This is a genomic window from Rhizobium fabae (genome assembly GCF_003985135.1).
GTDB classification, from domain to species: Bacteria; Pseudomonadota; Alphaproteobacteria; order Rhizobiales; family Rhizobiaceae; genus Rhizobium; species Rhizobium pisi.
The window spans coordinates 61,094-87,650 of the sequence record NZ_ML133654.1; the positions used below are offsets into that span (position 1 = coordinate 61,094).

Annotated in this window: 23 protein-coding genes and 2 pseudogenes; 13 read left to right on the forward strand and 12 right to left on the reverse strand. The window is 61.2% G+C overall.

From position 1 onward, the window contains the following. The first annotated feature begins 5 nt into the window (after window positions 1–5). The 6 genes from EFB14_RS20910 (at window position 6) to EFB14_RS20935 (ending at window position 5,810) form a co-directional block, all read left to right on the forward strand. A complete protein-coding gene (locus EFB14_RS20910; protein ID WP_126828610.1) occupies window positions 6–857 on the forward strand; it encodes a glycine betaine ABC transporter substrate-binding protein in 852 nt (283 codons plus the stop codon). 88 nt (window positions 858–945) lie between these two features. Continuing rightward, the gene (locus EFB14_RS20915) at window positions 946–2,037 is read left to right on the forward strand and encodes a quaternary amine ABC transporter ATP-binding protein (RefSeq protein WP_126828612.1); all 1,092 of its coding nucleotides are present in this window, start codon (window positions 946–948) and stop codon (window positions 2,035–2,037) included. A 21-nt stretch (window positions 2,038–2,058) separates the two neighbouring features. Continuing rightward, on the forward strand, window positions 2,059–2,907 hold the full coding sequence (locus tag EFB14_RS20920) for an ABC transporter permease (protein WP_126828614.1): 849 nt from the start codon (window positions 2,059–2,061) through the stop codon (window positions 2,905–2,907). Continuing rightward, window positions 2,904–3,755 (forward strand): ABC transporter permease, encoded by an 852-nt coding sequence (locus EFB14_RS20925; protein ID WP_125851108.1) that lies wholly within the window; start codon window positions 2,904–2,906, stop codon window positions 3,753–3,755. Before EFB14_RS20920 ends, EFB14_RS20925 begins: the two co-directional genes overlap by 4 nt. Before the next feature lie 16 nt (window positions 3,756–3,771). After that, a complete protein-coding gene (locus tag EFB14_RS20930) occupies window positions 3,772–4,770 on the forward strand; it encodes a 4-hydroxyproline epimerase (protein ID WP_125851106.1) in 999 nt (332 codons plus the stop codon). A gap of 29 nt (window positions 4,771–4,799) precedes the next feature. Beyond that, complete coding sequence (locus tag EFB14_RS20935; RefSeq protein ID WP_125851131.1) at window positions 4,800–5,810, forward strand: GlxA family transcriptional regulator; 1,011 nt, start codon at window positions 4,800–4,802, stop codon at window positions 5,808–5,810. Window positions 5,811–6,607: 797 nt separating this feature from the next. Here EFB14_RS20935 and EFB14_RS20940 read toward each other — a convergent pair. The 5 genes and pseudogenes from EFB14_RS20940 to EFB14_RS20965 all read right to left on the reverse strand — a co-directional run bounded on the left by EFB14_RS20940 (window position 6,608) and on the right by EFB14_RS20965 (window position 10,152). Then, window positions 6,608–6,871 carry a DUF982 domain-containing protein gene (locus tag EFB14_RS20940; protein WP_126828617.1) on the reverse strand — a complete coding sequence of 88 codons (264 nt, stop codon included), beginning with the start codon at window positions 6,869–6,871 and terminating at the stop codon, window positions 6,608–6,610. 100 nt (window positions 6,872–6,971) lie between these two features. Beyond that, window positions 6,972–7,211: a DUF982 domain-containing protein gene (locus EFB14_RS20945; RefSeq protein WP_125851102.1), complete on the reverse strand. Its 240-nt coding sequence runs from the start codon at window positions 7,209–7,211 to the stop codon at window positions 6,972–6,974. Between the two features lie 241 nt (window positions 7,212–7,452). Continuing rightward, window positions 7,453–7,632, reverse strand: a pseudogene (locus EFB14_RS33500) (non-homologous end joining protein Ku); the annotation flags it as partial. A gap of 185 nt (window positions 7,633–7,817) precedes the next feature. Beyond that, window positions 7,818–8,909 (reverse strand): FAD-binding oxidoreductase, encoded by a 1,092-nt coding sequence (locus tag EFB14_RS20960; RefSeq protein WP_126828619.1) that lies wholly within the window; start codon window positions 8,907–8,909, stop codon window positions 7,818–7,820. Continuing rightward, window positions 8,899–10,152 (reverse strand): aromatic ring-hydroxylating oxygenase subunit alpha, encoded by a 1,254-nt coding sequence (locus EFB14_RS20965; protein ID WP_126828621.1) that lies wholly within the window; start codon window positions 10,150–10,152, stop codon window positions 8,899–8,901. Before EFB14_RS20965 ends, EFB14_RS20960 begins: the two co-directional genes overlap by 11 nt. Before the next feature lie 110 nt (window positions 10,153–10,262). On the opposite strand from EFB14_RS20965, the gene EFB14_RS20970 reads away from it, so the two are divergent. Next, a complete protein-coding gene (locus EFB14_RS20970) occupies window positions 10,263–11,150 on the forward strand; it encodes a LysR substrate-binding domain-containing protein (RefSeq protein ID WP_126828624.1) in 888 nt (295 codons plus the stop codon). 63 nt (window positions 11,151–11,213) lie between these two features. Here the strand turns inward: EFB14_RS20970 and EFB14_RS20975 are convergent, their stop codons facing one another. After that, window positions 11,214–13,211 carry a putative bifunctional diguanylate cyclase/phosphodiesterase gene (locus tag EFB14_RS20975; RefSeq protein WP_126828626.1) on the reverse strand — a complete coding sequence of 666 codons (1,998 nt, stop codon included), beginning with the start codon at window positions 13,209–13,211 and terminating at the stop codon, window positions 11,214–11,216. A 179-nt stretch (window positions 13,212–13,390) separates the two neighbouring features. Between EFB14_RS20975 and EFB14_RS20980 the strand changes: the two genes are divergently transcribed. After that, a complete protein-coding gene (locus EFB14_RS20980; protein ID WP_126828629.1) occupies window positions 13,391–14,428 on the forward strand; it encodes a class I SAM-dependent methyltransferase in 1,038 nt (345 codons plus the stop codon). A gap of 59 nt (window positions 14,429–14,487) precedes the next feature. Here the strand turns inward: EFB14_RS20980 and EFB14_RS20985 are convergent. Together EFB14_RS20985 and EFB14_RS20990 are read right to left on the reverse strand one after the other, a co-directional pair. Continuing rightward, window positions 14,488–14,598: pseudogene (locus EFB14_RS20985) on the reverse strand (SDR family NAD(P)-dependent oxidoreductase); the annotation flags it as partial. A 24-nt stretch (window positions 14,599–14,622) separates the two neighbouring features. Then, a complete protein-coding gene (locus EFB14_RS20990) occupies window positions 14,623–15,810 on the reverse strand; it encodes an MFS transporter (protein WP_126828631.1) in 1,188 nt (395 codons plus the stop codon). A 94-nt stretch (window positions 15,811–15,904) separates the two neighbouring features. Between EFB14_RS20990 and EFB14_RS20995 the strand changes: the two genes are divergently transcribed. Further along, window positions 15,905–16,801: a LysR family transcriptional regulator gene (locus EFB14_RS20995; RefSeq protein WP_126828633.1), complete on the forward strand. Its 897-nt coding sequence runs from the start codon at window positions 15,905–15,907 to the stop codon at window positions 16,799–16,801. 41 nt (window positions 16,802–16,842) lie between these two features. Here the strand turns inward: EFB14_RS20995 and EFB14_RS21000 are convergent, their stop codons facing one another. Together EFB14_RS21000 and EFB14_RS21005 are read right to left on the reverse strand one after the other, a co-directional pair. Beyond that, on the reverse strand, window positions 16,843–17,571 hold the full coding sequence (locus tag EFB14_RS21000; protein ID WP_126828635.1) for an SDR family NAD(P)-dependent oxidoreductase: 729 nt from the start codon (window positions 17,569–17,571) through the stop codon (window positions 16,843–16,845). A 36-nt stretch (window positions 17,572–17,607) separates the two neighbouring features. Continuing rightward, a complete protein-coding gene (locus tag EFB14_RS21005; RefSeq protein WP_126828637.1) occupies window positions 17,608–18,000 on the reverse strand; it encodes a DoxX family protein in 393 nt (130 codons plus the stop codon). Window positions 18,001–18,154: 154 nt separating this feature from the next. Here EFB14_RS21005 and EFB14_RS21010 point away from each other — a divergent pair, with 154 nt between their 5' ends. Beyond that, window positions 18,155–18,532, forward strand: coding sequence for a winged helix-turn-helix transcriptional regulator (locus tag EFB14_RS21010; protein WP_126828639.1), 378 nt, complete (start codon window positions 18,155–18,157; stop codon window positions 18,530–18,532). A gap of 84 nt (window positions 18,533–18,616) precedes the next feature. On the opposite strand, the gene EFB14_RS21015 is transcribed toward EFB14_RS21010, so the two are convergent. Next, complete coding sequence (locus EFB14_RS21015; protein ID WP_126828642.1) at window positions 18,617–19,111, reverse strand: Lrp/AsnC family transcriptional regulator; 495 nt, start codon at window positions 19,109–19,111, stop codon at window positions 18,617–18,619. A 173-nt stretch (window positions 19,112–19,284) separates the two neighbouring features. Between EFB14_RS21015 and EFB14_RS21020 the strand changes: the two genes are divergently transcribed. The 3 genes from EFB14_RS21020 (at window position 19,285) to EFB14_RS21030 (ending at window position 26,019) form a co-directional block, all read left to right on the forward strand. Beyond that, window positions 19,285–19,491, forward strand: coding sequence for a hypothetical protein (locus EFB14_RS21020; RefSeq protein WP_125844125.1), 207 nt, complete (start codon window positions 19,285–19,287; stop codon window positions 19,489–19,491). A 27-nt stretch (window positions 19,492–19,518) separates the two neighbouring features. Further along, complete coding sequence (gene putA, locus EFB14_RS21025; protein ID WP_126828644.1) at window positions 19,519–23,217, forward strand: trifunctional transcriptional regulator/proline dehydrogenase/L-glutamate gamma-semialdehyde dehydrogenase; 3,699 nt, start codon at window positions 19,519–19,521, stop codon at window positions 23,215–23,217. Between the two features lie 258 nt (window positions 23,218–23,475). After that, window positions 23,476–26,019, forward strand: a complete 2,544-nt coding sequence (locus EFB14_RS21030) for a methyl-accepting chemotaxis protein (protein ID WP_126828646.1) — start codon at window positions 23,476–23,478, stop codon at window positions 26,017–26,019. 127 nt (window positions 26,020–26,146) lie between these two features. Here the strand turns inward: EFB14_RS21030 and EFB14_RS21035 are convergent, their stop codons facing one another. Continuing rightward, window positions 26,147–26,458 (reverse strand): hypothetical protein, encoded by a 312-nt coding sequence (locus EFB14_RS21035; RefSeq protein ID WP_126828649.1) that lies wholly within the window; start codon window positions 26,456–26,458, stop codon window positions 26,147–26,149. Window positions 26,459–26,557: the final 99 nt, after the last annotated feature.

A 26,557-nucleotide genomic window follows, 5' to 3' on the forward strand; every position in this document is an offset into this window, starting at 1 on the left:
AAACAATGAAGAGTTTGTGGAAGGCGCTTTGCGCCGCCGCGATGATCGGGATCAGCATCCTTCCCGCCCGCGCGGAGGAAAAGACGATCACCATGGGCACGCTGTCATGGGAAGACCTGACGCCCATCACCGGCATCACCAAGAAGGTGCTCGAAGACGCCGGCTACACCGTGAAGGTGACCGAATTCTCCGAATGGGGCATCGCCTATGCCGCTCTTGCCAAGGGCGACATCCAGGTTCTCGCCTCGCAGACGGACTACGTCGCCCAGGACTACTGGGACAAGAACAAGAGCCGCCTCGAAAAGATTTCGCCGGTCTCGCACGGCCTCTACCAGGGTGTTGCCGTTCCGAAATACGTCCCGATCGACTCGCTGGAACAGCTGAATGAAAACGCTGACAAGTTCAGCGGCAAGATCATCGGCATCGAGCCGGGCTCCGGTCTGATGCGCGACACCTCGAACGCCGTCAAGGACTACGGCCTCAAGCTGCAGCTCGTCGAAGGCAGCACAGCGGCAATGACGGCAGCACTGAAGTCGGCCTACGACCGCAAGGAATGGATTGCGGTCACGATCTGGGAGCCGTCGTGGATGGTCCAGAAGTACGAGGTCAAGTACCTCAAGGATCCGAAGGGCGTCTTCCCGCCACCGCAGAGCTACTACTGGATTGGCCACAAGGGCTTTACCGAAGAAAACCCGCATGCACGCGAAGTGATGGCCAGCGTCTACGTGCCGATCGCAGACATCACCACCATCAACGGTGAGGTCAAGGACGGCAAGACCATGGACCAGGCCGTGCAGGATTGGATTGGCGCCCATGCCGACCTGATCAAGCGCTGGGAAAACATCAAAAAGAGCTGAACCGCGACTTGGCCGTCCGATCCTCATCGGGCGGCCATCCAGAGGCCCAATCTAAAGAAGCCAGCGCTATTGGCTCAAGGGGATCGCTATGAAAACCGCGAATGTCGATATCGATGACGTCCTGATTGACTGCCAATCCCTTTGGAAAGTCTTCGGCGACAAGTCCGCTGCGGCGATGAAGTCGATCAAGGAGCGCGGCCTCGGCAAGAAAGAGGTCCTGCAGGAATTCAACTGCGTCGTCGGCGTATCCGAGGCGAGCCTCCAGGTCCGGCGGGGCGAAATCTTCTGCATCATGGGACTGTCGGGCAGCGGAAAATCGACGCTCATCCGCCTTCTCAACAAGCTGATTGCGCCGAGCTCCGGCAAGGTTCTCGTCAAGGGACGCGATCTCGCTGCCCTGTCGCCGGTCGATCTCAGACAGATGCGCGCCAAGAACATCGGCATGGTATTTCAGAGCGTCGCCCTGCTGCCGCATCGCACGGTGCTGGAAAATGCGGCCTTCGGCCTCGAGGTCCAGGGAATAACCAAGCCGGAGCGAAACAAGACCGCTGCCGCCGCTCTTGAAAAAGTCGGCCTCGCCGACTGGGTGAGCCGATATCCCAACGAGCTTTCCGGCGGCATGCAGCAGCGTGTCGGCCTTGCCCGCGCGCTTGCCTCCGACCCCGAAATCATTCTCATGGACGAGCCGTTCAGCGCGCTCGATCCGCTGATCCGGCGCCAGCTTCAGGACGAGTTCCGTCAGTTGACCAAGTCGCTCGGCAAGTCCGCGGTCTTCATCACGCATGATCTCGACGAGGCGATCCGCATCGGTGACCGTATCGCGATCATGAAGGACGGCGTCATCATCCAGACCGGCACGGCGGAGGACATCATCCTCAACCCGGCCGATGCCTATGTCGCCGAATTCGTCGCCGGCATTTCCCGCCTCCATCTGATCAAGGCGCATTCCGTCATGCGCAGCGTCGCCGAATTCCAGCAGAGCGCGCCGAATTCCGACATCGCGTCGCTGATGCGCACGGGGCCGGACGCCGATATCGACGAGCTCATCACGCTGACGATGCAGTCGGAGCGAGACGCCATCGCCGTCGTCGACAAGGATCAGGTCGTCGGCGTGGTCACGCCGCGTAGCCTCCTGATGGGCGTCAAGGGAACCTCCGCCCATGATCTGACAGCGGCGTGAGCCCAAGGGGAGCTGATTGAGATGGATACTTCAGCCTTTACCGATCTTTTCGACGAATGGACGGACTCCGGGCTCGAATGGGTGAGCGACAACGGCGAGTTCCTGTTCGACCATATCAGGCAGGTTCTCGAAGGGATTTATGACGGGATCCTGTGGCTTCTTCAGCTTCCGCCCTTCTATGTGGTCGCGCTCATCGTGGCGCTCATCGGCTGCCGGCTGGTCAATGTCTGGTTCGGCGTTCTCGCCGGCATCGCGCTGGCGCTGTGTTTTTCCATGGGGCTCTGGCCGGAGACGATGAGCACGCTGGCGCTGGTCCTGACCGCGACCGCGCTTGCCCTGGTGATCGGCATCCCGATCGGAATCGCCGCCGGCTTCTTCACCGGCCTCGACCGCTTCATGGAGCCGGGCCTCGATCTCATCCAGACGCTTCCGCCCTATATCTACCTGCTGCCGGCGATCGCCGTGCTCGGCTACGGACCGGCCACCGCAATGATCGCCACCGTGATCGTCGCCATGCCGCCGGCGATCCGCCTGACATCTCTCGGTATCCGGATGACGCCCAGGGAGTTCGTCGAACTCGGAGAGGCGCTCGGGATGACGCCGGCACGGATGTTCTTCAAGATCCGCCTTCCCTTTGCGCTGCCAAGCATCATGGCGGGCATCAACCAGAGCCTGATGATGGCTTTCGGCATGGTCGTCATCGCCGGCATCGTCGGTTCCGGCGGGCTCGGGGAGACGATCTACGGCGCGATCAGGACGCTCGACATTGCGACCTCGATCAACGGAGCGATCGCCATCGTGGTGCTCACCATGGTGCTAGACCGGATCACCCAGAGCGCAGCCCGCCTGGGAACAGGGAGGAAGTCATGAATTCTTCGGTCCTGCAGTTTTCGCCGGGCGCCTTCCTGGCGCCGGCGGTCGATTGGCTCAACACCAATCTTCACCCGCTTTTTGCGGCCATCAGCACCCTGGTCGAAGCGGTCCTTTCCACAATCGAGGCGGCGCTCCTCTTCGTGCCGCCTTATGCGCTGATCGCAATCGTCGTTGTCCTGGCATTTCTGGCCGTCAGCCTGCGCGCCGCCATCCTTGCCGGCCTTTGCCTCGGCTTCTGCCTTCTTGTCGGGCTGTGGACGGCATCGATGCAAACCCTTGCGCTTGTTACCGTCGCCGTCCTGATCTCCGTGCTCGTCGCCTTCCCGATCGGCGTCCTGTGCTCGCGCCACAAGACGCTGGAAGCGATGGTTCGCCCCGTTCTCGATGTGATGCAGACCGTGCCGCCATGGGTCTATCTCATTCCCGCGGTGATGATCTTCAGTCTCGGACGCGTGCCGGCGATCATCGCCACCATCGTCTACGGCATTCCGCCGATGTTGCGCTTGACCACGCTGGCCTTCAATCAGGTGCCGAGGGTATTCGTCGAACTTGGCAACGCCATCGGCGCGCCGCCGCGCTCGATCCTCTGGAAGATCGAAATTCCCCTGGCCAAGCAGACGCTGCTCGTCGGGCTCAACCAGTGCATTCTTCTGTCGCTGGCAATGGTCGTCCTGGCTGGCCTCGTCGGCGCGGGCGGCCTCGGCGCGGAAGTCACGCGCGGTCTGACGCGCATGGAGATGGGGCTTGGCCTCAGGGCGGGTCTTGCGATCGTCGCTGTCGCCCTTCTGCTCGACCGGCTGTCCCGCGGCCTGCTCGACCGGGACAGGCTGCCGAAGCCGAGATGAGCAAGGAGATGACGGAATGAGAAACAGCTTCTTCTGCATCGATGCGCATACCTGCGGCAACCCCGTCCGCCTCGTCGCGGGAGGTGGTCCGCTGCTGCCGCACGCGCCGATCAGCGAACGCCGGGAGATCTTCGTCCGCGACCATGATTGGGTGCGCAAAGCGCTGATGTTCGAGCCGAGGGGGCACGACATCATGTCGGGCGCGATCATCTATCCCGCCTATCGCAACGACTGCGATTTCGCCGTTCTTTTCATCGAGGTGAGCGGCTGCCTGCCGATGTGCGGCGCCGGCACCATCGGCACCGTGACCGCCGCGATTGAGGAAGGGCTGGTCAGGCCGCGCGAACCTGGCCGGGTCGCCATCGAAACGCCGGCGGGGAGGGTCGACGTCACCTATGAAGAGAAGGGCGGCTATGTCGATTCCGTTCGTCTCCACAATGTCGCGAGCTATCTCCATGAGAGCGATGTGGAGGTGGATGTGCCCGGAATGGGCCGCCTGCGCGTCGATATTTCCTATGGCGGCAATTATTATGCGGTCGTCGAACCACAGGAGAACTGGGTCGGTCTCGACGGCATGAACGCATCCGACATCGTCCGATGCAGCCAGAAGCTCAGGGCGGCACTTGTGAATGTCTGCAATCCCGTTCATCCGGACGATGCCAGGATATCAGGCGTGCATCACGCAATCTGGTGCGACCGCGCTGTGAACGACGTCTCTGACGGGCGCTGTGCGGTGTTCTATGGGGAAAAAGCCATCGATCGGTCGCCGGGCGGAACCGGCACCTCGGCACGTATGGCGCAGCTCCATGGAAAGGGACGGCTTACCTTGGGAAGTCGATATCGTCACGAAAGCCTGATCGGAACGATCTTCGAGGGCCGGGTCGAAGCCGAAGCAGACATCGGATCTTATCGCGGCATTCTCCCGAGCATCGGAGGTTGGGCGCGTATTATCGGCCACAACACCATTTTTGTTGACGATCGTGATCCGCTAGCGCACGGTTTCCAGATTCGATGAGCGCATTCAGGAACGGTGATGAGATGACCATGCGGCCCGGCCAGCATCGGCTGGCAGACGACGCGGCGAAGCAGACGGCCCGGCTCAAGGTGGGCTTCGTTCTGTCGCGGTCATTCACGCTGTCGGCTTTCGCGCTCTTTGTCGATACGCTGCGGCTTGCTAGCGATGAGCAGGATCGTTCCGGGAGGGTGCTGGCCGACTGGCAGGTGATCGGCAGCACGCGGCATCTGATAACCTCGAGCTGCGGCGTCCAGGTCGCCCCGACCTCGGACTTCGTCGATCCCTCGCGGTTCGATTACATCGTCGTCGTCGGCGGTCTGCTGACGGTGGAAAATCCTGTCGACCAGCAGACCATCACCTTCCTGAAACAGGCGGACGCCAAGAAAGTGCCGTTGATCGGCGTGTGCACCGGTTCGTTCATTCTTGCGGCGGCCGGCCTGATGAAGCGTCACGAATCCTGCGTGAGCTGGCTGCACTACAAGGAGTTTCGCGAGCGGTTTCCCGATCTCAGCGTTCGCTCCGACCGGCTCTTCAATCTCGATCGCCAGCGCGGTTCCTGCGCCGGCGGCAGCAGTGCCGCCGATATGGCGGCGTTGCTCGTCAGGAAATACATCAGCCGCGATGCCGAGCGAAACGCGCTCGAAGTGCTGCAGATCGAGAAGGCCCGCGCTCCGGCCGACATCCAGCCGCGGCGTCCGCTCTACGACGATTACGACGATACCCGCGTCAAGGCGGCGATGATCACCATGGAACAGTTCGTCGACGGCAGCATGCCGATCGAGAAGCTTGCCGCCATGGTCGGGCTCTCGCGGCGCCAGCTGGAGAGGATCTTCATCGACAAGACGGGAATGTCTCCGGCCAAGGCCTATAATCGCGTTCGCATGGAACGGGCAAAATCGATCCTTGCCCAGTCGAAGGCGCCGCTGATCGAGATTGCGCTCGATGTCGGCTTCGAAAACGCCTCGCAGTTCACGCGGACGTTCAAGCGCACATTCGGGCAGACGCCCTCGCAGCATCGCGCGGCTTCGAGAGCACACTGAAGCGGGCGACCGTTCAGATCTCTTCCCAGGGAAAGCTGTCCAACCGCTCCGCGCCCTTCTTCGTGATCAGGGCCTGGGTTTCCAGTTTGATGCTCTCGGATCCAGCTTCGGCGATCAGGCTTTCCAGTTGAGCACATCAACAACGGTGGCTGGCGGTCTTAAATCCGGCGCTTTAAGGATTTGCTACCTTCCGGCCAGGTCGAACCTGACATCGCGCCGGCAGTCGACGAGGCCGATCGGCGCTGGCTTAGTGCAGAGGGCCACCCATAGGGCTGCCGGCTGGGCCCCCAAAACCGTTGCCGGCTGGGCCCATACCGCTCGGCGGGCTTGAGTGGGTCGGCGAGTTAGGTTGGCTTGGCGCGTCTTCAGCACTGCTTGACGAGCCGCCTTTGTTCGAAAGAAACTTGTCATTCGGCCGAAATGTTTGGGCGTTTCGTGTCTCACTCTGACATCCCTGAAGGATGCTCGCGGCGCTTAGAAGAGCCGCCGAAATTACAAAAAAATATCGAGTCTGCCTTACTTGGATTGGCATGCGAGTCTTGTCCCCGGCTAAATCGCGCGGCTTTTTAGTCAACGCGACAGAAAAATCTGCAACCAGTTGTTGCTATTACTCGTTACCAAATGGAATCCGGGAAGTATAGGGCGAGTTTCGCCATAGCCTGGTTGTCAATCAGCATCCAAAATTCACCCCTTATCGGCATCCAATTTTGAACCCACTGGCGGTGTAAATCAGCGCTTGGCCTGCCCGGCGCTGGCCGGGGTTACAGACCGGAAATCCGCCGTGGCATCGAGTACTCTCAGTGAACGACGGTGATCACCGGAATGCCAGCTTCGTCGGCGGCACGGATCAGCGCTTCTCGCGCGTCCTCAGCGGAAATGTCCCCGTGGATGGCGTCCCGGCACGCCCTGATCGCGATAAGATATTCATCGCCGTCGTCGATTGGCCAGCAAGCCGTCAGCAACTGGGCGGCATCCCAAAGGGTTGCGACAAGCTTGTATTTTTCCGGCCCAGTGACAACGAGCATCAGAGGGGTAAACTCTTCGGTTATGTGCCACTTCATGACGTTATGCCTCCCCACGGTGAATATATTAGTAACCGTGCAAGAACCATTCCGGCCGGGTGGCGGCATGATCCAGGTTCTCACTTCAAACGAAGCGATGTTACGTTTGCCGCAGAATGCCGGCCTCCTTCGCCGCAGCTTCAAACGCAGCTCGCGCTTCCACATCGGGAACAACGCCACTCGCCGCGTCCAGGCATGCCTTACGCGCTGCCGCGTAGCTCGCGGTTCTGTTGTCGGGCCAGTATTTTTTCAAACATGCGACCGCCTCTCGAGCGTTCCTGATGACGTGGACACGATCATCTATCTTCAATTCGACGTTCGCGTCCCAGATGCTGATCATGGCGTCCTCCGTGGGGCAAGCTTCCCACAAACGTATATTAGGAGGTTCTGTTCCAAGCGGTCGATCCTGCCGAAATTTTGGAGGGCAGCATCTTTCGAGTTCGATTCAATTCCTTTCATGGTTGCGAAGGCAGGTCCCGTTATACGGAAATTTTTCCGGCCACGACGGTTGGTCCGCCCGCATTCACGCTGCTAACGAAGATAGCCCTTCCAGTAGTATCTCAGAGCCATGACCGATCTCCCTAGCTGGCCTTGCGCCGCGGAGTAGCCCCGGAAGAGGCGCCTTTGGAAGCTACTGCGCGCGCGGCGCGCTCCCGACCGGTGCCGTTGGCGGCAGTGCGTTTCGGTTTGTTATCGGCGGCCTTCATCATCCCGGCACTTTCGCGAAGCGCGGCCAAAAGATCGTTCGGCTTCGAGATGCGATGACGATAACGCGACCCCCGTCAACGTTCTGCAACACCTCGTCGTCCGCGTCGAAGAAGTCGAGGGGCTGGAAGATGCCCGCATTGTTGATCAGGATATCGACATGAGGAGCCTTGCGGAATCGCTTTCATCCCGCAACATCTGAGAATTCCTGCTTGTCCATTTGAGGCGAGATTGCCGGCGCTCAGCGCTCGATGACGAGATCGCTGAGCGGTTTCGAGCAGCACGGCAGGAAGAAGCCGGCGTCGATTTCCCTCTGGCGAATTCCGCCATTGTGATTCATGTCGACCGCGCCCGAAGTCAGCTTCGACTTACAGGTGCCGCAGACGCCGTTGGCACAGGACGAGGGTATCCTGATGCCTGCCTTCTTGGCGCAGGAGAGCACACTCTGATTGCCCGTGACCTCGATATTGCGGGCTTGCTTGGAAAAGGTGACCTGGAAGACCTTGGCGGCCGCCTCCCGGACCGCTGTTGTTTCCGGTTCGTCGATGACCGCGGCGTCGAAGCTTTCTTCCACATAGCGCGAAGCGGGCACGCCGAGCTCGGCGGTAGTGCCGCGCGCCGCCGCCATGAACGGGGCGGGGCCGCAGCACATCACCGTTCGATCGGCGATATCGGGAACTGCAAGCCTGACATACTCCGCCGAAATGCGACCGGTGAGACCCGGCCAGGACGGCTCGCCCGCGACGGTTTCGGGAAGAAAGTGGAGACGAAGGCCTTTCAGCCGTCGGGCAATGCAGGCCAGTTCGTCGCGAAAGATCAGATCCTGCGGCGCGCGGGCGGCGTGCATGAAAACGACGTCGGCCGGTTCGCAGCTGTCAGCGAGTTCACGCAGAATGGACATCACAGGCGTGATGCCGGACCCGCCCGAGAGCAGCAGAAGCTTTTGTCCTGACGCATCGGGTCTTGTGAAATGGCCGAGCGGGCCGTTCGCCTTGACGGTCGCGCCTGCAGCAAGCGTGTCATGAAGCCAGTTGGAGATCTTGCCGCCGGGAACGCGCTTCACCGTCACGGAGAAGGCGTTCGTGCGATGCGGCGACGACGAGATGCTGTAGCATCGGCTTTCGGCCTCTCCATTATGTTCGAGGTCGAACAGGAAATATTGTCCGGCCTTGAACGCGAAGCGTTTGCCCTCGCGCGATGCGAAGGTGAACGTCTTGACGTCATGGGTTTCCTGCTGGACGTCGAGGCAGACAAGCGCGTCGTCTGTCTCGGGATTCCAGATGTCGGGGAGGGCGGCCTTCGCTGATAATGCCTGTGGGCTCCTAGTATCCATGGGCGCGCATCCGATCGATGTACCAGGCGGCGAACTTGTCGAGGTTCGTCTCGGAGAAGCGGGAATAGGGGCCGGGCTGATAAGCGGGATCGAGAGTGCCGGCATGGGAGCGGGCGACGAGATCGGCGTCCTGGTCGGTCGTCTGGACCCAGACGTCCGTCAGCTTGTCGAGATCGTAATCGACCCCTTCGACGGCATCCTTATGCACCAGCCATTTGGTGCGGACGAGCGTCTTGCCCGCCGAGAGCGGGATGACGATCGCCACGACCGCATGGTCGCCCATGAAGTGGTTCCAGCTGTTGTGGCCCCAGAGATGCGTGTCGCCGAGATCCTTGCGGGTCATCTGCCCCAGCAGCCTGGAGGACGCGGCGGTGGCATCGTGGGTCTGGGATTCACCGGCGCCTGATATGATCAGCCGCTGCGTGCGGAAATTGGTGGCGCAGTCCGTGAGCTGCTCGACGGCAGCCGAGGGAAAGCCGTCGGCCTCCCATGCCCGCGTGCGTTCCTCATAGAGCCGGAAGTGTTCCTCGGCCTGTGCGCGGTCCTCCGGGCTCAGCGTCTCCGGATCGAAACCGAAGTCGAGATCGACGAAGGAGACGCAGAGTTCCGGATGGTTCGCGGAACAATGGTAGCATTCGCGATTGTTCTCCATCGTCAGCTTCCAGTTGCCGTCTTCGATGACGTCGGTCTGGTGGGCGACCTTGGCGTTGCGGATGTCGTAGGGAGCCAGCCGCTCGGTCATGGTCTGCTCGAGAACGGCGATATCGTCAGGCGGATTGTCGGAGAGGCAGACATAGATGAGCCCGCCGATGGACTTGAAGGTGACCGGCTTGAGGCCGCGACAGTCCTTGTCGAATTCCTTGCCCATATGGGGAGCGTAGCTAAGTTCCCCCGTCAACTCGTATGTCCAGGTGTGATAGGGACAGACGAGCTTCGAAACGATCGTCTTGCCCGGGTCGAGAAGACGGGAGCCGCGATGGCGGCAGACATTGTGCAGTACGCGGATTTCGCCGTCGTCGTCGCGCAGAAGGATCAGGCTCGTCTTGCCGATATCGATCACCGTGGCGTCGCCGGGTTCGGGAACGTCACAATCGAGGCCGACGCAGATCCAGTGCTTGTGGAAGAAGACCTCGATGTCAGCTTCGAACACGTCCTCGCGTGTGTAGAGACCAGCCGGCAGCGAATGGCCTTCCGAGCGGGAGTCCAGCAATGCTGAAATGGAAGATGGAAGCCTGTTTAGCATGATGACCCCTTATGTGAGAGTTTCCCCAGATTGCTCTTGCAGTTACGGGCTTTCAACGGCATAAAAAATTACGTTCGCATAATTTAATCTCATGCGAAAAGGAGTTTCGAATGCAGTTTCGAAAACGGCTCCCCTCGCTGACGGCGCTGGTGACGCTGGAGGCGGTGCTCAGAAGAAAAAGCTTCACGCTTGCTGCGAGCGAACTCGGCGTCACCCAGGCGGCGGTCAGCAGGCAGATCGCCGCTCTCGAAGAAGAACTTGGCCAGCCCCTGTTCCTGCGCAAGCATCGGGCGATCGAGCCGACGGCGGCCTGCGTCAGCCTCGGCGCAACGCTCGCCAAGAGCTTTGCCGATATCGCCGAGAGCGTGGAAGCGATCCAGTCGCGCGGCCAGGACGTGGTGACGATCGGGGCGACCGTCGCCTTCTCGTCCTTCTGGTTGCTGCCGCGGCTCGCCGAATTCCGCCGGGCGAACCCGGGCATTCTGGTGCGGGTGATCTCCCAGGACAGCCCGATCGCTCTCGACGACGGAGAGATCGACGTCGCCATACGATACGGCATGCCGCCCTTCAGCGATGGAACGGTCATCGCCTCGCGCGGCGACGTCATCTGCCCCGTCTGCTCGCCGGATTATCTCAAGCGCCGGGGCGATGGGTCGCTCGGCGGCGCCGACGAATTCATCGAAACCGATGTGGTCGACCGTTCCTGGTACAGCTGGTCGCAATGGTTTTCGCTGACCGGCGACCACGTCGAGTTCAAGCCGTCGCTCCGGTTCAACCACTATACCGAAACCATCGCTGCCGCACGCGCAGGGCAGGGAATTGCCTTGGGATGGCGCATGCTGATCGGCACTTTTCTGGAGGACGGAACCCTGGTGCAGGCCAGCGGCGACGAGCTTGCCGCCGAAGACCGCTACAACGTGATCGTGCCTATCAAGGCGAAACGAAGCAATGCACGAAATCTCGCTGCCGCCTGGCTGACGGCGTCACTGCACGGTTGACCGAAAGCCACAGACGTCAAGCCCCCACAACGAGCTGAGCCATCTGCAAACCTTGAGGTCGAATTATGCCGCGTTCAGGAGTTCAGCGCTAACCGGCATTCCCATATGAAAGCCCTGGACGCGGTCGATGCGCAGATCCTTGAGAAGGGAAAATTGTGCTGCAGTTTCGACGCCTTCCACCAGGATCGTATTTCCACGATTGCGGATGAGAGCAATCATGTCCTGAAGCATCGTCAAACCACGTGGGTTCGAGCAGTCATGCAGGAAGGTTCTATCGACCTTGACCGTCTGAAACTCGATTGCCCTCAGCCAAGAGAGGCCCGCGAAGCCGCAGCCGAAGTCGTCAAGCCAGATCTCGACGCCGAGTGCCCGCAGGTCGGCAATGCATTTGAGCACCTCCGACTGCATATCCATGTCCAGGCCCTCGGTGACTTCTAAGGCTAGCCGCGACCCGCAGACCCCGCAACGATCGAGGATATCAGCGACACTGGCAGCAAAGCCGGGGGAACGTAGTTGTATTGGCGACACGTTGACGCTGACGGTAGCCATGCGATCGGTCATCAGTATGTCACGGCATGCCGTCTCGATCGCCCACCTGCCCAGTTCGAGGATAGCGCCACTTCGTTCGGCAACCGGAATGAATGTCTTCGGCGAAACCGCAGTGCCGTCCGGCATCCTGAGGCGCATCAAAGCCTCGACAGCTCTTGCTTTCTCGTTCGTCAGGTCGAAGATCGGCTGGTACACGAGCGAGACCAGTTTGCGATCAATGGCGGCCGCCAGCAGCGGGACGAGTTTACCAGCATAGTCGTCGGGGCGAGGCAACAACGGATCAAAACTACGAATGCAGTTTCGACCACTTGCTTTGGCATTGTAGAGAGCGAGGTCGGCTTCACGTACTATTCGTTCAACCTTCTCTCCAACTTTCTCGCGGGTGAAGGCGACGCCGATGCTGACGGTTACGATCGACATATCATCTGGTCGCTCGTCGTGACCAACCGCAAGAGACTCGACTTCCAGTCTGATCTTCTCGGCAAGGTTCATCGCGACCTTGGGGAGGGCGGCCGGAATGACCACAATAAACTCCTCGCCACCATACCTGCCGATCATGCCATCGGACGACTCTACCACCGCCTTCAGCGCATTGGCGATGACGGTCAGACACCGGTCTCCTTCCTGATGTCCGTAGCGATCATTGAAGCGTTTGAAGAAGTCGACGTCGATGAGGAACACGGAGAAGTCGCGGCGTTCGTCTTTCCAAGCAGCCCAGCATTCGTCGAGTCGCCGATCCAGCGCGCGTCTGTTGCTTATGCCTGTCAGGTAGTCAGTATGTGAAAGCTCGAGCAGTGACCTTCCGCGCTCGGACGCTTCCCAGTGCTGGTGGCGAGCTTCCGCCGCGTTCAGCAACACGTTTCGACGCTCCACGTTCAATCGCCAATTGACGAAAGACGTGAAGACAAAGCACGAAATGTAGAACATCCCGAAGGCCAGCTTGTAGGTTTGGCTTGAAGGGAAAAAGTCCTCGATCGTAACGAAAAATGCGCATAGAACGAGGCTCGAGGTGATCACCGAAAGCCGAAACGGGAAACTGAAAAAGAGGTTGGCGCCCATCATGAAGATGGCGCCGAATATCATGTAGTACGACATGGCGATGACGTCGCGGGTGGCAATCGCCGGGTAAAGCCAGCCCATATAGCCCACCAGCAGTGCAGCGGCACATGTGATGTCAAGCCAGACGGTTTTCGCTTTTGCCAGCCGCAGGGTCTCGAATACCAGCAGAGCGATCGTTGCAACGGCGAATCGCGCGGCGATCGTCACAGGCGCAACATCGGGAATCAGCCAACGGTCGGGAAGTGCGAAGGCCACATAAACGGCAACTGCGATCCAAAGACCATGCCGCGAGCTCCGCCTTCGGACAGCATCATTTTCGATTTTCAGAGACTTTAGGGCCTCGGCGAATGAAAAGCTGGCGGTTGGTTCGTCGCGCTGGAAATTAGCGTAAGCCGCGATCATGCAACAACACCGGTCTGACAATGATCTAAAGTAAGCTGAAAAGTAAGCCATACTTCGGCGCCCTCCAAAATCACATTCGGCAACCTGCAACCGGTTTGTCTTATTGCTTAGCTTTGTTAGAGGGGTAGCATCAGACCCGCAAGAGTAGAAATACCCTTATCCCGTGTAGATTCTAGTCGCATCCTGTTTCGAGGTTGATTATGCTTAACGCTAGGTCAAGGGGTCTCGAAATGGCACAAAACCTGGTCTTGGACGGTGAAAGTCTTGTTGTGCCCGGCGAGATTCGTCGGGCGGCAAGGAGGGTTGCTGCTCCAGATCCCGGCCACCTTGTCGTTGCCAGAGCCGAGCTTGCCCTCAGCCTTGAGGTGTCGATCCGTCAGTTCAAGTCCGGCGTCGAGCCTAATGCGATAATCGAGCGTCTTACCGACGCCTTGCATCAGATGCGGCGGCGCTTTCATCCGGAGGTGTGGGACGCCATCGTTCCGATCGCGCAATCTCATCCAGTTGCCCACTATCTTCATCAAGATCCATTGACCCGCTGGTCGTTCGAAAAGCCGCGCGGCTATTCTGGCGACGCACGCCTTCTCGACTTCATCTACGGCAGACCGGAGATTGAGGACGCCGTCTTATCAGCGAGCAACTTGGGACGCTCGATCTACGCCTACACTCAAAATGCTTCGTCATCCCTTGCGGTAAGGGAGCGTCGAGACATTCTGGCTCGCCGCGTTGACGAAATCGCTTCGGCCCGGCCTGGTTTCACCGAAGTCCTCGCCATCGCGGCCGGGCATCTTCGTGAGGGGCCTTTGTCGCGCGCTCTCAGCGCCGGCGCGATCAGACGCTGGGTAGCTTTGGATCAAGACCCGATGAGCGTTGGAACCGTCGCCCGCGATTTCGCCGGCACATCAGTCCAGGCGATGAGCGGTTCGGTCAAGTCTCTGATCGGTGGAAGACATGTGCTGGGAATGTTCGATTTCATCTATGCCGCGGGTCTCTATGACTATTTGCCGGACGCAGTAGCCGTAAAGTTGACCAAGAAGTGCGTCAGCATGCTTAAGCCTGGCGGCACATTCCTATTCGCCAATTTCTCTCCGGAGACGGATGTCGATGGCTATATGGAGACATTTATGAACTGGGCGCTGCTGTTGCGGTCAGAACGAGAGATGGGCTTGATCGCCAGTGAAAGCGCGACGGGGGTGGATTTGAAGGTGTCTGTTTGGTCCGGCTCAAACCGCAGCATTGTCTACTGTGAAATTCAAAGACCGCTGTAGGCGGCATGTTGGCTCGAAGGATTTATCGTCAGCGTCTACTCGGCCAAGGTCTCGCCGCGCCCAAGCACGACCCACGCGCCGCGCTCGGCAAGGTGGCGCGCAGCGGCTTCGCCAAGCCCGCTGCTCGCGCCGGTGATGACGACGATTTTGTTTTCGATTCCTTGAGACATGATGATGATCTCCTGTTTTGAGGGTTAGACACGGCGGCCGGCGACGGCGGCGAGGATAGCCGAGCCCGTGAGAAGACAGGCGGCCAAAAGGAAGGTGCTCCACCAACCCGCGATGTCGAACAAGAGGCCGCCGGCGAAGGCGCCGCCTGCAATGGCGAGCTGAATCAGTGCCACTTGCAGTCCGCCCGCAGCTTCCAGTTCGCCGGGGACGACGGCAGCCATCCAGGTATTCCAGGCGACGGGGATCGGGGTCGAGAAGAATCCCCACAGCACGAGTAGAGAGGCGGTCGCCGCCGCGAACGGTCCGAGTGCGATCAGCAGCAGGGCGAGGATTGCAAGAGCAGCCGGCAACCCGACGAGAACGAGGAGGAGGCGCCGCCGGGCGACGAAGCCGATGACGGAGGTTCCGGCCAGTCCGCCGACGCCAAGGCCGAGAAGCACCATGGACAGAACATTCAAGTCCAGGCCCGTCACGCCTTCGAGGAACGGGCGAAGGTAGATCGACAATGCGTTCTGGCCGATGAAGGCGAGACCGGTCGCCGCCATTCCGATCGCGAATGTGCGATTGCGCAGCAAACCGAATATTCTGGCTACCGAGACGGTTGATGTCGCGGGCATCTTCGGCAGAACGACCAGCTGCCAGACGAGCCCCGCAATTCCGATCGGCACCGTGATCAGGAAAGTGTCGCGCCATCCGATCGACCCGCCGAGAAAACTGCCGAGCGGCGCAGCCAGCACGAGCGCCAATGCGGTGCCGCCCTGAAGCAAGGCAATGGCCTTGGGCAAGTCACGGCTTGAAGCCAGGCGCGCCAGGATAGCGGTCGATAGCGACCAGAAGCCGCCGATCGAAATACCGACCAGGACCCGCCCAATGAGAAAGACAAGGAAGTTGGGCGCCAGCGCAACGGCGAGGCTCGAAGCAGCCAGAACCGCCGTATAGAGCAGAACGACCATCTTCCTGTCGATCTTCGTCAGGAGCGCATTGCCGAAAAGGCTGGTGATGACCGCGAAGACACCGGACACGGTGATCGCCAATCCGGCCTGCCCCTCCGACACCGACAGGTCGCTGGCAATCGGCGTCAGAAGGCTCACGGGGAGAAATTCCAAACCCACCAGAAGGAAAGTCAGAAGCGAGAGACAGGTCACCGCGCTCCACCGGGTCGCCTCGCCTTCCTCCAGCACGGTCTCATTCAATGTCAGCTCGATGCTCATGCAGGGTCTCCTGTCCGTTGCCTAAGAGATAGCCGGGCTGGTTTTGCGCGACTAGAAGCTATAATCTGAACGCCGTGATGAAGGAGATTCAACAATGCGGCGCGACGAATTCACCGAGATGCGTGCGTTTTTGGAGGTGGCTCGGGAGCGGAGTTTCACGCGGGCTGCATCGAAGCTGGGCGTCACGCGCTCGGCGCTCAGCCATACGATCAGCGCGCTCGAAGCACGGCTCGGCGTCCGCCTTCTTTCCCGCACGACGCGTGACGTGGCGCCTACGGCGGCCGGTGCGCGCCTGGTGGAAAGCATTCAGCCGCACTTCGAAGGCATCGCTGCGGAAGTCAGCGCCATCCGCGCACTGCGCGACAAACCCTCGGGTCACATCAGGGTCGTGTGTCCCGACGATGCCGTCGACCTCGTATTCCGTTCAAGGCTGCCGGCATTTCTGCGGGATTACCCCGATATCAGCGTTGAACTCATCGTCGACAACGGTTTCACGAATATCGTCGAGCGTCAGTTCGATGCCGGTGTGCGGCTCGGCGAAGCAATTGCGCGCGACATGGTGGCCGTGCGCATCGGTCCCGACGTCTCCTATGCTGTCGTGGGATCGCCGGGATATTTTGAGGGCCGCGCTGCACCTGCGACCCCGCACGATTTGACGGACCACAATTGCGTCAACCTGCGGCTTCCCAGCTCAGGCGCGCTCTACGCCTGGGAGTTCGAAAAGGACGGGCGCGAGTTCAGCGTTCGCGTAGAGGGCCAACTTGTGATGAGCAACATAGGGCCGGCGATCAACGCCGCTCTCGATGGCGCGGGCCTGTCCTATGTGCCGAGAGACCTCGTCCGGCACTATTACGAAAGCGGTCAGTTGAAGGAAGTGCTCGCGGACTGGGCGCCAACGTTTCAGGGCTATCATCTCTACTATCCGAGCCGGCGCCATCCATCCCCTGCCTTCTCCGCTTTCGTCGAAGCCTTCCGCCACCGGCAACGGTAAGCCGAAGGGGCGCGCGCCCCGCGCCCCTTGCTTGCTGGTGGTTATCGGGCGCTGTCGATGATTGCCCCGCCGTCGGGGGTGAGGCTGTAGCCCGTGATGAACTGCGAATCCTTGCTGGCAAGGAACAGGACCACCGGGGCAATGTCCTCTTCCGGCGAGCCGAAACGAGCGAGCGCACTCATCGGCGGAGGAACATCCTTTTCCGCAGCCCCCCAGGTGTCGGCGATCGGCAGGACGTTGTTTACGGTGATCTTGTCAGCACCCCATTCGCGGGCCGCCGTGCGGGTCAGCGCGCGCACCGCCTCCTTGGCCATGTTGTACGGGCCATAACCAGCCAGCCCGCTGGTGGCGGCCATCGAGCCGAAGTTGATGATCCGGCCTTCGCCGCTTTCCCTGAGATGAGGATAGCAGGCCTGCATGAAGCTGAGATAGGCGATCGGACCGGTATCGAAGTTCCGTTGCAATTGCTCGACCGAGAGGTCGATGACCGAAGACAAGACCGCGGAACCATCGAAAGCATTGTTCACGAGAATGTCGATACGACCGTACGCCGCGACAACCTTGTCCACTGCTGCCATGATCTGCTCGGCCTCACCGACGTCGCAGACGATGCCGACTGCCGTGCCGCCCGCTTCGACGATGTCAGCGGCGACACGTTCGACGCCTTCGGATGTGCGTGAGAGAATTGCGACCTTTGCGCCTTCGGCTGAAAAAACTTTGCGGTGGCGCGCGCCGGTGACGATGGCAACTTTTCCATTGAGTCGACCCATTTCTATCTCCTTGATCTGGGTTGGAGTTATCGGACGTCAGCGCACTGCGGCCTGGACATAGGGGGAAGGGACGCTGCGGACGTCGTTCTGCGTCATGAACGAGGTGACCAGCAGCGCCAGGCCGATCGCCGCGGGCAGGGCGCCGGCCGGTTTTCGAACGCCGGCATGCGCGAGGGCCGAGAGCAGCAGGTGAAAGAAGATGCCGGCATAGGCGAGATCGCTGAGGGTCACGCTGACGCGGGAAAGGATCGCGACCGGGCCGAGAACCTTGATGACGATCATGAACGGAATGAGATAGGAAGCCGTGTATCCGAGGTCGGCCAGAGCCTGGCGAACCCAGTCTCGCTTGATGACATAGATGGTGGCTGAGGCGAGGTAGAGCGCGGACAGAAGTGCCGTGCTGATCCAATACGCGTAATATTCAGGCATGAGTTCATCCCTGTCGCTGCCCACGCAGCAACATTCCTCTCGTCGAGTCTGTCGGTTTGTTTTGAGAGGCGCTTTTCTTGCGCTCCCTTGTGCATGCAGAGAAATGTCGTCTAAGATTTATATTTGCAAGTAGGATGAATTACTTGCCGTTAGTATGGAAAAGCAGACCATGGCCGAAGAAGATGTCAATATGCATGAGGAGATGCGGCGGGCGTTCGCGCTGCTTTCCGGCAAATGGAAGCTTGAGATCATGTGGTTGCTCAATCAGCGGGTCTACCGGTTCGGCGAATTGAGAAAGGCCATTCCCGGCATCACCCAACACATGCTGACGGCGCAACTTCGCGAACTCGAAGCGGACGGTTTGGTATCGCGCACCGTCTTTGCGGAGGTTCCTCCGCGCGTCGAATATGAGATCACGCAAAAAGCGCGGGGTCTCGGCCCCACGATGGAAGCTTTGACGGCGTGGTGGAACGAGTATGGCAAAAGCGTGCCGGTGAAGCCGAGCGCACGCGGCCGGAAAGCGAGAGTATGACGCTGAAAAGTGGGCGGGGTTTTCCGACGACTCCCTATTCTGGGAGATGGCTGAACTGCTTCAGGCCCATCGCCGGCAACAGGTTCAGGAAAGACTCGACCCGAACTTGTCCCAGCCTTCCTTGATCGTCTCCATTGCGACATTGGTCGAGGTGTTGGCCACGTGGGGCAGCGTCGAGATGCGCTCGCCGAGGACGCGGCGGTAGCGGCCGATATCGCGGGTGCGGATTTTAAGGAGGTAGTCGAACCTGCCGGCGATCATGTGGCACTCCTCGACTTCGCTGATTTTCTTGATGGCTTCGTTGAAGCTTTTCAGCGCATCTTCGCGGGTATCGGAGAGTTTCACTTCGACGAAAGCGATGTGGTCGAGCTGCATTTTCGACGGATTGAGGACGGCTCTGAAGCCTTCGATATAGCCTTCGCTGATCAGCCGCTTGAAGCGGAGCTGGCACGGCGTCTTCGAGAGGCCGACGCGCGCTGCAAGATCGGTGATCGACAGCCTTCCATCCTCCGCGAGGGCTGCGAGGATTTTTCTGTCGAACTGGTCCAATTCACTAAAGATGTCGGGTTCGCTAGCCATTTGAACTTTCAAGCGCCATTTAATAAGTTCCTACAGGTTAAAAATGGCGAAAATCAAGTGAGATCGCGATCGGCGATCTGTGATACCTTATGCGTCGGCAATGAGATGGAAGGCGCAGGCGCTTGACGCATCGTCAGGATCGCATCGGCGCCGCACGCAAAATGGGGACATGCATGCCGAGGGAAGAACCGGATGACGATCAGAAGCCGGACCTGCTCGCTCACTACCGACCAGTGGCGATAAGAGCGGTAGCAGCCGCACTCACCCTCAAGCGCGATAAGCCGGATGCGCGCCCGCTCAGCGAGACGGAATATTCCGGCCCTGCTGTCACGGACGATGCGCTCTCAGACGACGAGCCCGGCGTTTCATTCATCCGTTAAACCAGTCTTCGATTGATAGGTATCTTCATGTTGAACGCAGCGATCGACAATACGCCATCCAATGATCCCGCGCCGTTCTCGGCGTTTGCGCCGCCGATCCGGCCGCAATCGGACCTTCGCCAGGCCATCACGGCTGCCTATCGCCGCCCGGAAACGGAATGCCTGCCGCCGCTCGTTGCTGCCGCGCGCGTCTCCGAGGCGAAGCGTTACGACATCCGCAGCACGGCCCGCACCCTGATCGAGGCCCTGCGCGCCAAGCATAAGGGCACCGGCGTCGAGGGGCTGGTGCAGGAATATTCGCTTTCCAGCCAGGAAGGCGTGGCGCTCATGTGTCTCGCCGAAGCGCTGCTTCGCATTCCCGATACGGAAACCCGCGATGCGCTGATCCGCGACAAGATCGCCGAGGGCAACTGGACCTCGCATATTGGCGGCGGCAAATCCATGTTCGTCAACGCCGCCACCTGGGGGCTTGTCGTCACCGGCAAGCTCACCTCGACGGTCAACGACCGCAGCCTGTCGGCGGCGCTGACGCGGCTGATCGCGCGCGCCGGCGAGCCGGTCATCCGCCGCGGCGTCGATATGGCGATGCGTATGATGGGCGAGCAGTTCGTCACCGGTGAAACGATCGAAGAGGCGCTGAAGCGCGCACGCCCGTTGGAAGCGCGCGGCTTCCGCTATTCCTATGACATGCTGGGCGAGGCCGCGACGACCGCCGCCGATGCCGAGCGCTATTTCAAGGACTACGAAAAGGCGATCCACGCCATCGGCAAGGCGTCGAACGGGCGCGGGATCTTTGACGGCCCCGGCATCTCGATCAAGCTTTCGGCCTTGCACCCCCGCTATGTCAGGGCGCAGGCCGGCCGGGTGATGGGAGAGCTGCTGCCGAAGGTCAAGGCGCTCGCCGTCCTCGCCAAGTCCTATGACATCGGCCTCAATATCGACGCCGAGGAAGCCGACCGGCTGGAGCTTTCGCTCGATCTTCTCGAAGAGCTCTGCTTTGCCCCGGAGCTGGCGGGATGGAACGGGCTCGGCTTCGTCGTGCAGGCCTATGGCAAACGTTGCCCCTTCGTCCTCGATTACATCATCGATCTCGCGCGCCGTTCCGGGCGCCGGATGATGGTCCGTCTCGTCAAGGGCGCCTATTGGGATGCGGAGATCAAGCGCGCGCAGCTGGACGGTCTCGACGACTATCCGGTCTATACCCGCAAGATCTACACCGACGTCGCCTATATCGCCTGCGCCCGCAAGCTGCTTGCCGCCGCCGATGCCGTTTTCCCGCAGTTCGCCACCCACAATGCGCAGACGCTCGCCACGATCTATCATCTGGCCGGTCCCGATTTCGCCGTCGGCAAATATGAATTCCAATGCCTGCACGGTATGGGCGAACCTCTCTATGACGAAGTGGTCGGCAAGGAAAAGCTCGACCGGCCCTGCCGCATCTATGCGCCCGTCGGAACGCATGAAACGCTGCTCGCCTATCTCGTGCGGCGCCTTCTCGAAAACGGCGCCAACTCCTCCTTCGTGCACCGCATCTCCGATCCGAACGTTTCGGTCGAGGCGCTGATCGCCGATCCGGCCGAGACCGTCTCGGCCATGCCCGTCGTCGGCGCGCCGCATGTACAGATCGCCGCGCCGAAGGCCCTTTACGGCAGTGCCCGCGCCAATTCGAGCGGCCTCGATCTCTCGAGCGAGGCGACGCTTGAAGATCTGGCGCAGACGCTCGCGTCCACGGCCACGGCCCCGTGGCATGCGCTCCCGATTCTCGCCGATGGTTCCGCCGATGGGGTGACGCGTGACGTCCTCAATCCTGCCGATCACGGCGACATCGTCGGCACGGTCACCGAACTGAAGGTCGAGGAGGCTGCTCGTGTCGTTGCGATGGCGGCCGAATATGCACCGCAATGGGCGGCCGTGCCGCCGGCCGAGCGCGCCGCCTGCCTCGATCGGGCGGCCGACATCATGCAGGCCCGCATCAAGGTGCTGATGGGCATCATCATGCGCGAAGCCGGCAAATCCGCGGCCAATGCGGTCGGCGAGGTGCGCGAGGCGGTGGATTTCCTGCGTTACTACGCCGATCAGGCTCGCAAGACGCTCGGCCCATCGCATCTGCCGCTCGGCCCGATCGTCTGCATCAGCCCGTGGAATTTCCCGCTGGCGATCTTCACCGGGCAGGTTGCCGCTGCACTGGTGGCCGGCAATCCGGTACTGGCGAAACCCGCCGGTGTCACGCCGATCATCGCTTCGGAAAGCGTCAAGATCCTCCATGAGGCCGGCGTGCCTGTCGGCGCCCTGCAGTTCGTGCCCGGCAGCGGCCGCCTCGGCGCCGGCATGGTCGGGGCTCAGGAAACGGCGGGTGTCATGTTCACCGGCTCGACCGAAGTTGCCCGCATGATCCAGGCGCAGCTTGCCGAACGGCTGTCGGCGACCGGCAAGCCGATCCCGCTGATTGCCGAAACCGGCGGTCAGAACGGGATGATCGTCGACTCCTCGGCCTTGGCCGAGCAGGTGGTGGCCGACGTCGTGACGTCTGCCTTCGACAGCGCCGGCCAGCGCTGCTCGGCGCTGCGTGTTCTCTGCCTGCAGGACGACGTGGCCGACAGGACGCTTGCCATGCTGAAGGGCGCCTTCCGTGAACTGACGATCGGCCGCACCGATCGGCTGAGCATCGATGTCGGGCCTGTCATCAACGACGGCGCGAAGGCGGAGATCGATCAGCATATCGAAACAATGCGCGGCGCCGGCCGCAAGGTGGATCAGCTGCCGCTGCCGGAAAGTGCGGCGGCCGGGACCTTCGTTCCGCCGACGATCATCGAGATCAAGTCGCTGTCGGACCTCACGAAGGAGGTCTTCGGACCCGTCCTGCATGTCGTCCGCTTCAAGAGAAACGGGCTCGACCGCCTGATCGACGATATCAACGCCTCGGGTTACGGCCTGACATTCGGGCTTCACACCCGCCTCGACGAAACGATCGCGCATGTGACGAGCCGCATCAAGGCCGGAAACCTCTACGTCAACCGCAACATCATCGGCGCGGTCGTCGGCGTCCAGCCCTTCGGCGGCCGCGGCCTGTCGGGAACCGGCCCGAAGGCCGGCGGTCCGCTCTATATCGGCCGGCTGGTGCAACGCGCCCCCGTGCCGCCGCAGCAGGATTCCGTTCATACGGATCTCGCCCTTCGCGACTACATCATCTGGCTCGACAAGAAGGGCTTGCCGGGCGAGGGCGAAGCGGCGCGCTTCTATGCGAGCCGCTCGGCGCTCGGGCTCGAACGCGAACTCACCGGCCCCGTCGGGGAGCGCAATCTCTACGCGCTCCATCCCCGCGGCCGCATTCTTCTCGTGCCGCAGACGGAAAGCGGGCTCTATCGCCAGATCGCCGCCGCCCTTTCCACGGGCAACCACGTGGTCGTCGACGCGGCTTCCATATCGACGTCGGTGCTGGCGAATCTTCCGGCGGCTGTCGCCGGCCGGATTTCCTGGACCTCGGACTGGGAAAAGGACGGGCCGTTCTCGGGCGCGCTCGTCGAAGGCGATCGCGACAGGGTTCTTGCCGTCAACCGGAGGATTGCTGCGCTGCCCGGCCCGCTTCTGCTGGTCCAGGCCGCAACCACCGAGGAACTGGCGAGCGATCCTGAGACCTATTGCCTCAACTGGCTGCTGGAGGAGGTGTCGACCTCGATCAACACCGCGGCTGCCGGCGGCAATGCGAGCCTCATGGCCATTGGCTGAGCACGCGCTGAAATGCGTGCTCCAGGCGGCTGACGAAACTGCCAACTCCTCTTTCGTTATGCTCGGGCTTGTGCCCCAAGCATCTGCGGCGGTCGATATGTGGTCGGTCCTCGGCACAGGGCCTGGGATGACGCCGGATGGGCCGTCGACCGCGCCTCCAATGACTCTCAGCAAACTCGACACCATTGACCATTTTTTTAGCAGTTGCGGCTATGGTCGCGCCATCAGGCGTGAGCATTCCTGGGGCGGGGCTATTTTATGGCATTCATTGATCGACTGTTGCAGCGCATGCGGATCGTGACGAAGGTTCTCTTCTTCGTGGTGCCGCTGATCGTCCTGATCGCCGGCATCGGTCTTTTCGGCTATTTCACCGCCGGTACGCTCAAAGGCCAGATGACGCTCACCCGCCAGACGATCGACACCCTTTCCAGTTTCCAGCAGCTCCGATCCTTGCTGACAGCCTTTACCGACCTTCCGACAGCGGCCACGCGCGATCGGCTGATCGCCGGCATCTCCGATCAGGAGAAGGGCGCTGCGACGCTCGATGCCATGCTCTCCGATCCCGCGCAGAAGCAGCAGATCTCCGCGGTGCGTGAGCTCGGCGGCAAGATGCAGGGCAGCGCCGACGCGCTATGGGCAGTGTCGCAGGAGCGCACGAATACCGAACACGAGATCGACGACGCCGTGGCGCAGCTTTTCAAGGAAAGCCAGACCGCGCGCAAGCAGCTCGACGTTCTCCAGGATCAGGCGAACGGAAAGGAAGCCTTCGTCCGGGCGCTTCTTCTCGACGCTTCCGCCTACAAGAATATCGCGCAGCGTATTGCGAAGTTGCGCAAGGGAACTACGCAGGCCACAGCGCCTGCGGATCTCGCAGAGGCTCTCGGCAGCCTCCTGCCGCCGCTCGTCAAGGAGGTCGGCGCTAGCGCCGCAGTCGCCTCCGACAAGGCCCAAAGCCAGATTGCCGCGCTGAAGCCGGTATTGGACAAGCTCGCGGCGATGGCCAAGGACAGCGCCAACCTGACGCTCGAGGGCTATGCTCCCGTCGACCAGGATCTGCAGGGCTTTGAAGAGAAGTTCGGAAAGCTCGCCTCCGGGAATGCGGATACTGCTATTGAGCGTTTTGTCGGCATGGATGCGAACATCGCCACGCTTCGCTCGATGGTGGCGATCGTCAATACCGCCTTCAAATCGATCGACGATCTGCGCCTGCATCTGAGTGAACTGAACAGGCGGGTCGATGCCGAAGCGCGGGATGCCGTTCTCGCCGATCTCAAGGCGCTGCGCGAAAGCGCCGCACAGCTCGTATCCTTGAGCGGGAAAAACGCCGCCTTGCAGGAACTTGCGAAGAAGATCGAGCCATCTCTTGCCTCGATCGAAAAGGACAGCTCGCTTCTGATCTCGATCGCGGACCGGTGGCAGAAAAACAGAGAGGCGGCAACCGAGCTTGTGGCGGCGGCAAGCCACACGTTGGAGCAATTTGTCAGCACGGCTCAGGAGAGCGGCAGGGAGATCAGCCAGCGCTCGGCGACGATGTCGCTCTCGGCGATGATTGCCGGCACCGTGCTGGCGATTATCGGCGGCCTGATGCTGATCGAAACGCTGCGCGGACCGCTGAAGCGGATCACCCAGACGATGATGCGGCTTGCGGACGGCGATCTCAACGTCGCGATCGGCGACGGCAAGCGCGGCGACGAGATCGGCGACATGATCCGCTCGGTGACCGTCTTCCGCGACCAGGCGCTGGAGAAGACCAGGCTGGAAGAGGTCGCCGAGGCAAACAGGACACGTGACGAACAGGAGCAGGCCCGCCGCGCGGCCGAGCAGGCGCGTATCGAGGCCGAACAGAGCGAGGCGCTGAGCGCCCTGTCAGATATGCTCGGCAAGCTTGCCAACGGCAATCTCGCCGCCGAGATGAGCGAGGATCTCGCCGCGGAGTATGTCGCGATGGCGCGGACCTATAATCACGCCATCGATGCGCTGCGCCTGACGCTCGCCGAGGTTCGCAACACCACCTACGAGATCGCCGAGGGCAGCACCAACCTTTCGGGTGCCGCCGACGATCTGGCCCGCCGCACCGAACAGCAGGCCGCAGCCCTGGAAGACAGCTCGCGCGTGCTCGGCGAACTCACGGTCAGCGTGCGGACGACGGCCGAAAACGCGAACCAGACGTCGCGCTCGGTCGCCGAGGCATACCGCCAGGCGGAGCATTCAGCGGCCGTCGTCGCCAAGGCCGTCGACGCCATGGGAGCGATCAACCGGTCGTCCGAGAAGGTCAGCAGCATCATCGGTGTGATCGACGAGATCGCCTTCCAGACCAATCTTCTCGCGCTCAATGCGGGTGTGGAAGCCGCCCGCGCGGGAGAGGCCGGCAGGGGTTTTGCCGTCGTCGCGCAAGAGGTTCGCGAGCTTGCGCAGCGTTGTGCCACCGCCGCCCGCGAGATCAAGGGGCTTATCTCCACCAGCGCATCGCAGGTCGGCGCGGGCGTCAAGCTCGTCGAGGAGACCGGCCAGGCGCTGTCGGCGATCATGGAGCACTTCACCTCGATCAACGGGCTGGTGCAGGTCATCACGTCCTCCACGACCACGCAATACAAGGGTATCGAGGAGGTCAACAACGCCGTTCGCGACGTCGAGCACATCACCCAGCACAACGCCGCCATGGTGGAAGAAAACACCGCGGAAATTCACAGGCTCCGCCACCAGGTGGAAGTCCTGAACGAAAGAATCTCGCACTTCCAGACCGCTGTCGCCGATGGCCGCAGGACGTACGCGGCCGGCCAGTCAATGTCCTTGGCCTCCTGAGGGTAAAGCCTTCGGCTGAACGCGCGGTATTGCGAGAAACCGTTGGGGGCTTCTCGCTGGCTACGATCACCTCGACCGGGGTTTCGATACCGCAGCGTAGGCAGTGCCGCGCAGCCTGCCGGACGGTTTAGCCGATCGAACGCAGCCCGAGATAGGCGGCCAGGCTGACGGCGGAAAGGGCGATCGTCAGCTTCGGCCTCGCATCGTCAAAGGTGGCCGCCAGGAAAAGGCCGAGCATCAGGATGACGGATTTTGCCCAGAGATTCTGATCGGAGACGGTGAAGGCGATCGCTGCCAGAAAAACGGCGCTTGCGACGACCGTCACCGGGGCGGACTTCTGGGCGAGATCGCCGCCCTGGAAATAGGGCAGAAGAAAACGCCGCATGCTCAGGCCCGAAGCGACGCTCAGGAGAAGACAGGTCAAGACAAGGTGCAACATGGGGCGTCGCCGATCGATCCGCAGATAGACTTGTGGATGCAAACCCCATGCCAGCCGCAAACCCCGGAATCGTTCTCCTGCGGAGGCAATGTCGCAGCC

Coding starts and splice junctions, on each gene's coding strand:
- EFB14_RS20935 (WP_125851131.1), top strand. CDS start 4,800: ATGCGGCCCGGCCAGCATCGGCTGGCAGACGACGCGGCGAAGCAGACG.
- EFB14_RS20940 (WP_126828617.1), bottom strand. CDS start 6,871: ATGAAGTGGCACATAACCGAAGAGTTTACCCCTCTGATGCTCGTTGTC.
- EFB14_RS20975 (WP_126828626.1), bottom strand. CDS start 13,211: ATGGCTTACTTTTCAGCTTACTTTAGATCATTGTCAGACCGGTGTTGT.
- EFB14_RS21005 (WP_126828637.1), bottom strand. CDS start 18,000: ATGCCTGAATATTACGCGTATTGGATCAGCACGGCACTTCTGTCCGCG.
- EFB14_RS21015 (WP_126828642.1), bottom strand. CDS start 19,111: ATGGCTAGCGAACCCGACATCTTTAGTGAATTGGACCAGTTCGACAGA.
- EFB14_RS20990 (WP_126828631.1), bottom strand. CDS start 15,810: ATGAGCATCGAGCTGACATTGAATGAGACCGTGCTGGAGGAAGGCGAG.
- putA (WP_126828644.1), top strand. CDS start 19,519: ATGTTGAACGCAGCGATCGACAATACGCCATCCAATGATCCCGCGCCG.
- EFB14_RS21020 (WP_125844125.1), top strand. CDS start 19,285: ATGCCGAGGGAAGAACCGGATGACGATCAGAAGCCGGACCTGCTCGCT.
- EFB14_RS20925 (WP_125851108.1), top strand. CDS start 2,904: ATGAATTCTTCGGTCCTGCAGTTTTCGCCGGGCGCCTTCCTGGCGCCG.
- EFB14_RS20970 (WP_126828624.1), top strand. CDS start 10,263: ATGCAGTTTCGAAAACGGCTCCCCTCGCTGACGGCGCTGGTGACGCTG.
- EFB14_RS21030 (WP_126828646.1), top strand. CDS start 23,476: ATGGCATTCATTGATCGACTGTTGCAGCGCATGCGGATCGTGACGAAG.
- EFB14_RS20965 (WP_126828621.1), bottom strand. CDS start 10,152: ATGCTAAACAGGCTTCCATCTTCCATTTCAGCATTGCTGGACTCCCGC.
- EFB14_RS20945 (WP_125851102.1), bottom strand. CDS start 7,211: ATGATCAGCATCTGGGACGCGAACGTCGAATTGAAGATAGATGATCGT.
- EFB14_RS20960 (WP_126828619.1), bottom strand. CDS start 8,909: ATGGATACTAGGAGCCCACAGGCATTATCAGCGAAGGCCGCCCTCCCC.
- EFB14_RS21000 (WP_126828635.1), bottom strand. CDS start 17,571: ATGGGTCGACTCAATGGAAAAGTTGCCATCGTCACCGGCGCGCGCCAC.
- EFB14_RS21035 (WP_126828649.1), bottom strand. CDS start 26,458: ATGTTGCACCTTGTCTTGACCTGTCTTCTCCTGAGCGTCGCTTCGGGC.
- EFB14_RS20995 (WP_126828633.1), top strand. CDS start 15,905: ATGCGGCGCGACGAATTCACCGAGATGCGTGCGTTTTTGGAGGTGGCT.
- EFB14_RS20910 (WP_126828610.1), top strand. CDS start 6: ATGAAGAGTTTGTGGAAGGCGCTTTGCGCCGCCGCGATGATCGGGATC.
- EFB14_RS20915 (WP_126828612.1), top strand. CDS start 946: ATGAAAACCGCGAATGTCGATATCGATGACGTCCTGATTGACTGCCAA.
- EFB14_RS20980 (WP_126828629.1), top strand. CDS start 13,391: ATGGCACAAAACCTGGTCTTGGACGGTGAAAGTCTTGTTGTGCCCGGC.
- EFB14_RS21010 (WP_126828639.1), top strand. CDS start 18,155: ATGGAAAAGCAGACCATGGCCGAAGAAGATGTCAATATGCATGAGGAG.
- EFB14_RS20930 (WP_125851106.1), top strand. CDS start 3,772: ATGAGAAACAGCTTCTTCTGCATCGATGCGCATACCTGCGGCAACCCC.
- EFB14_RS20920 (WP_126828614.1), top strand. CDS start 2,059: ATGGATACTTCAGCCTTTACCGATCTTTTCGACGAATGGACGGACTCC.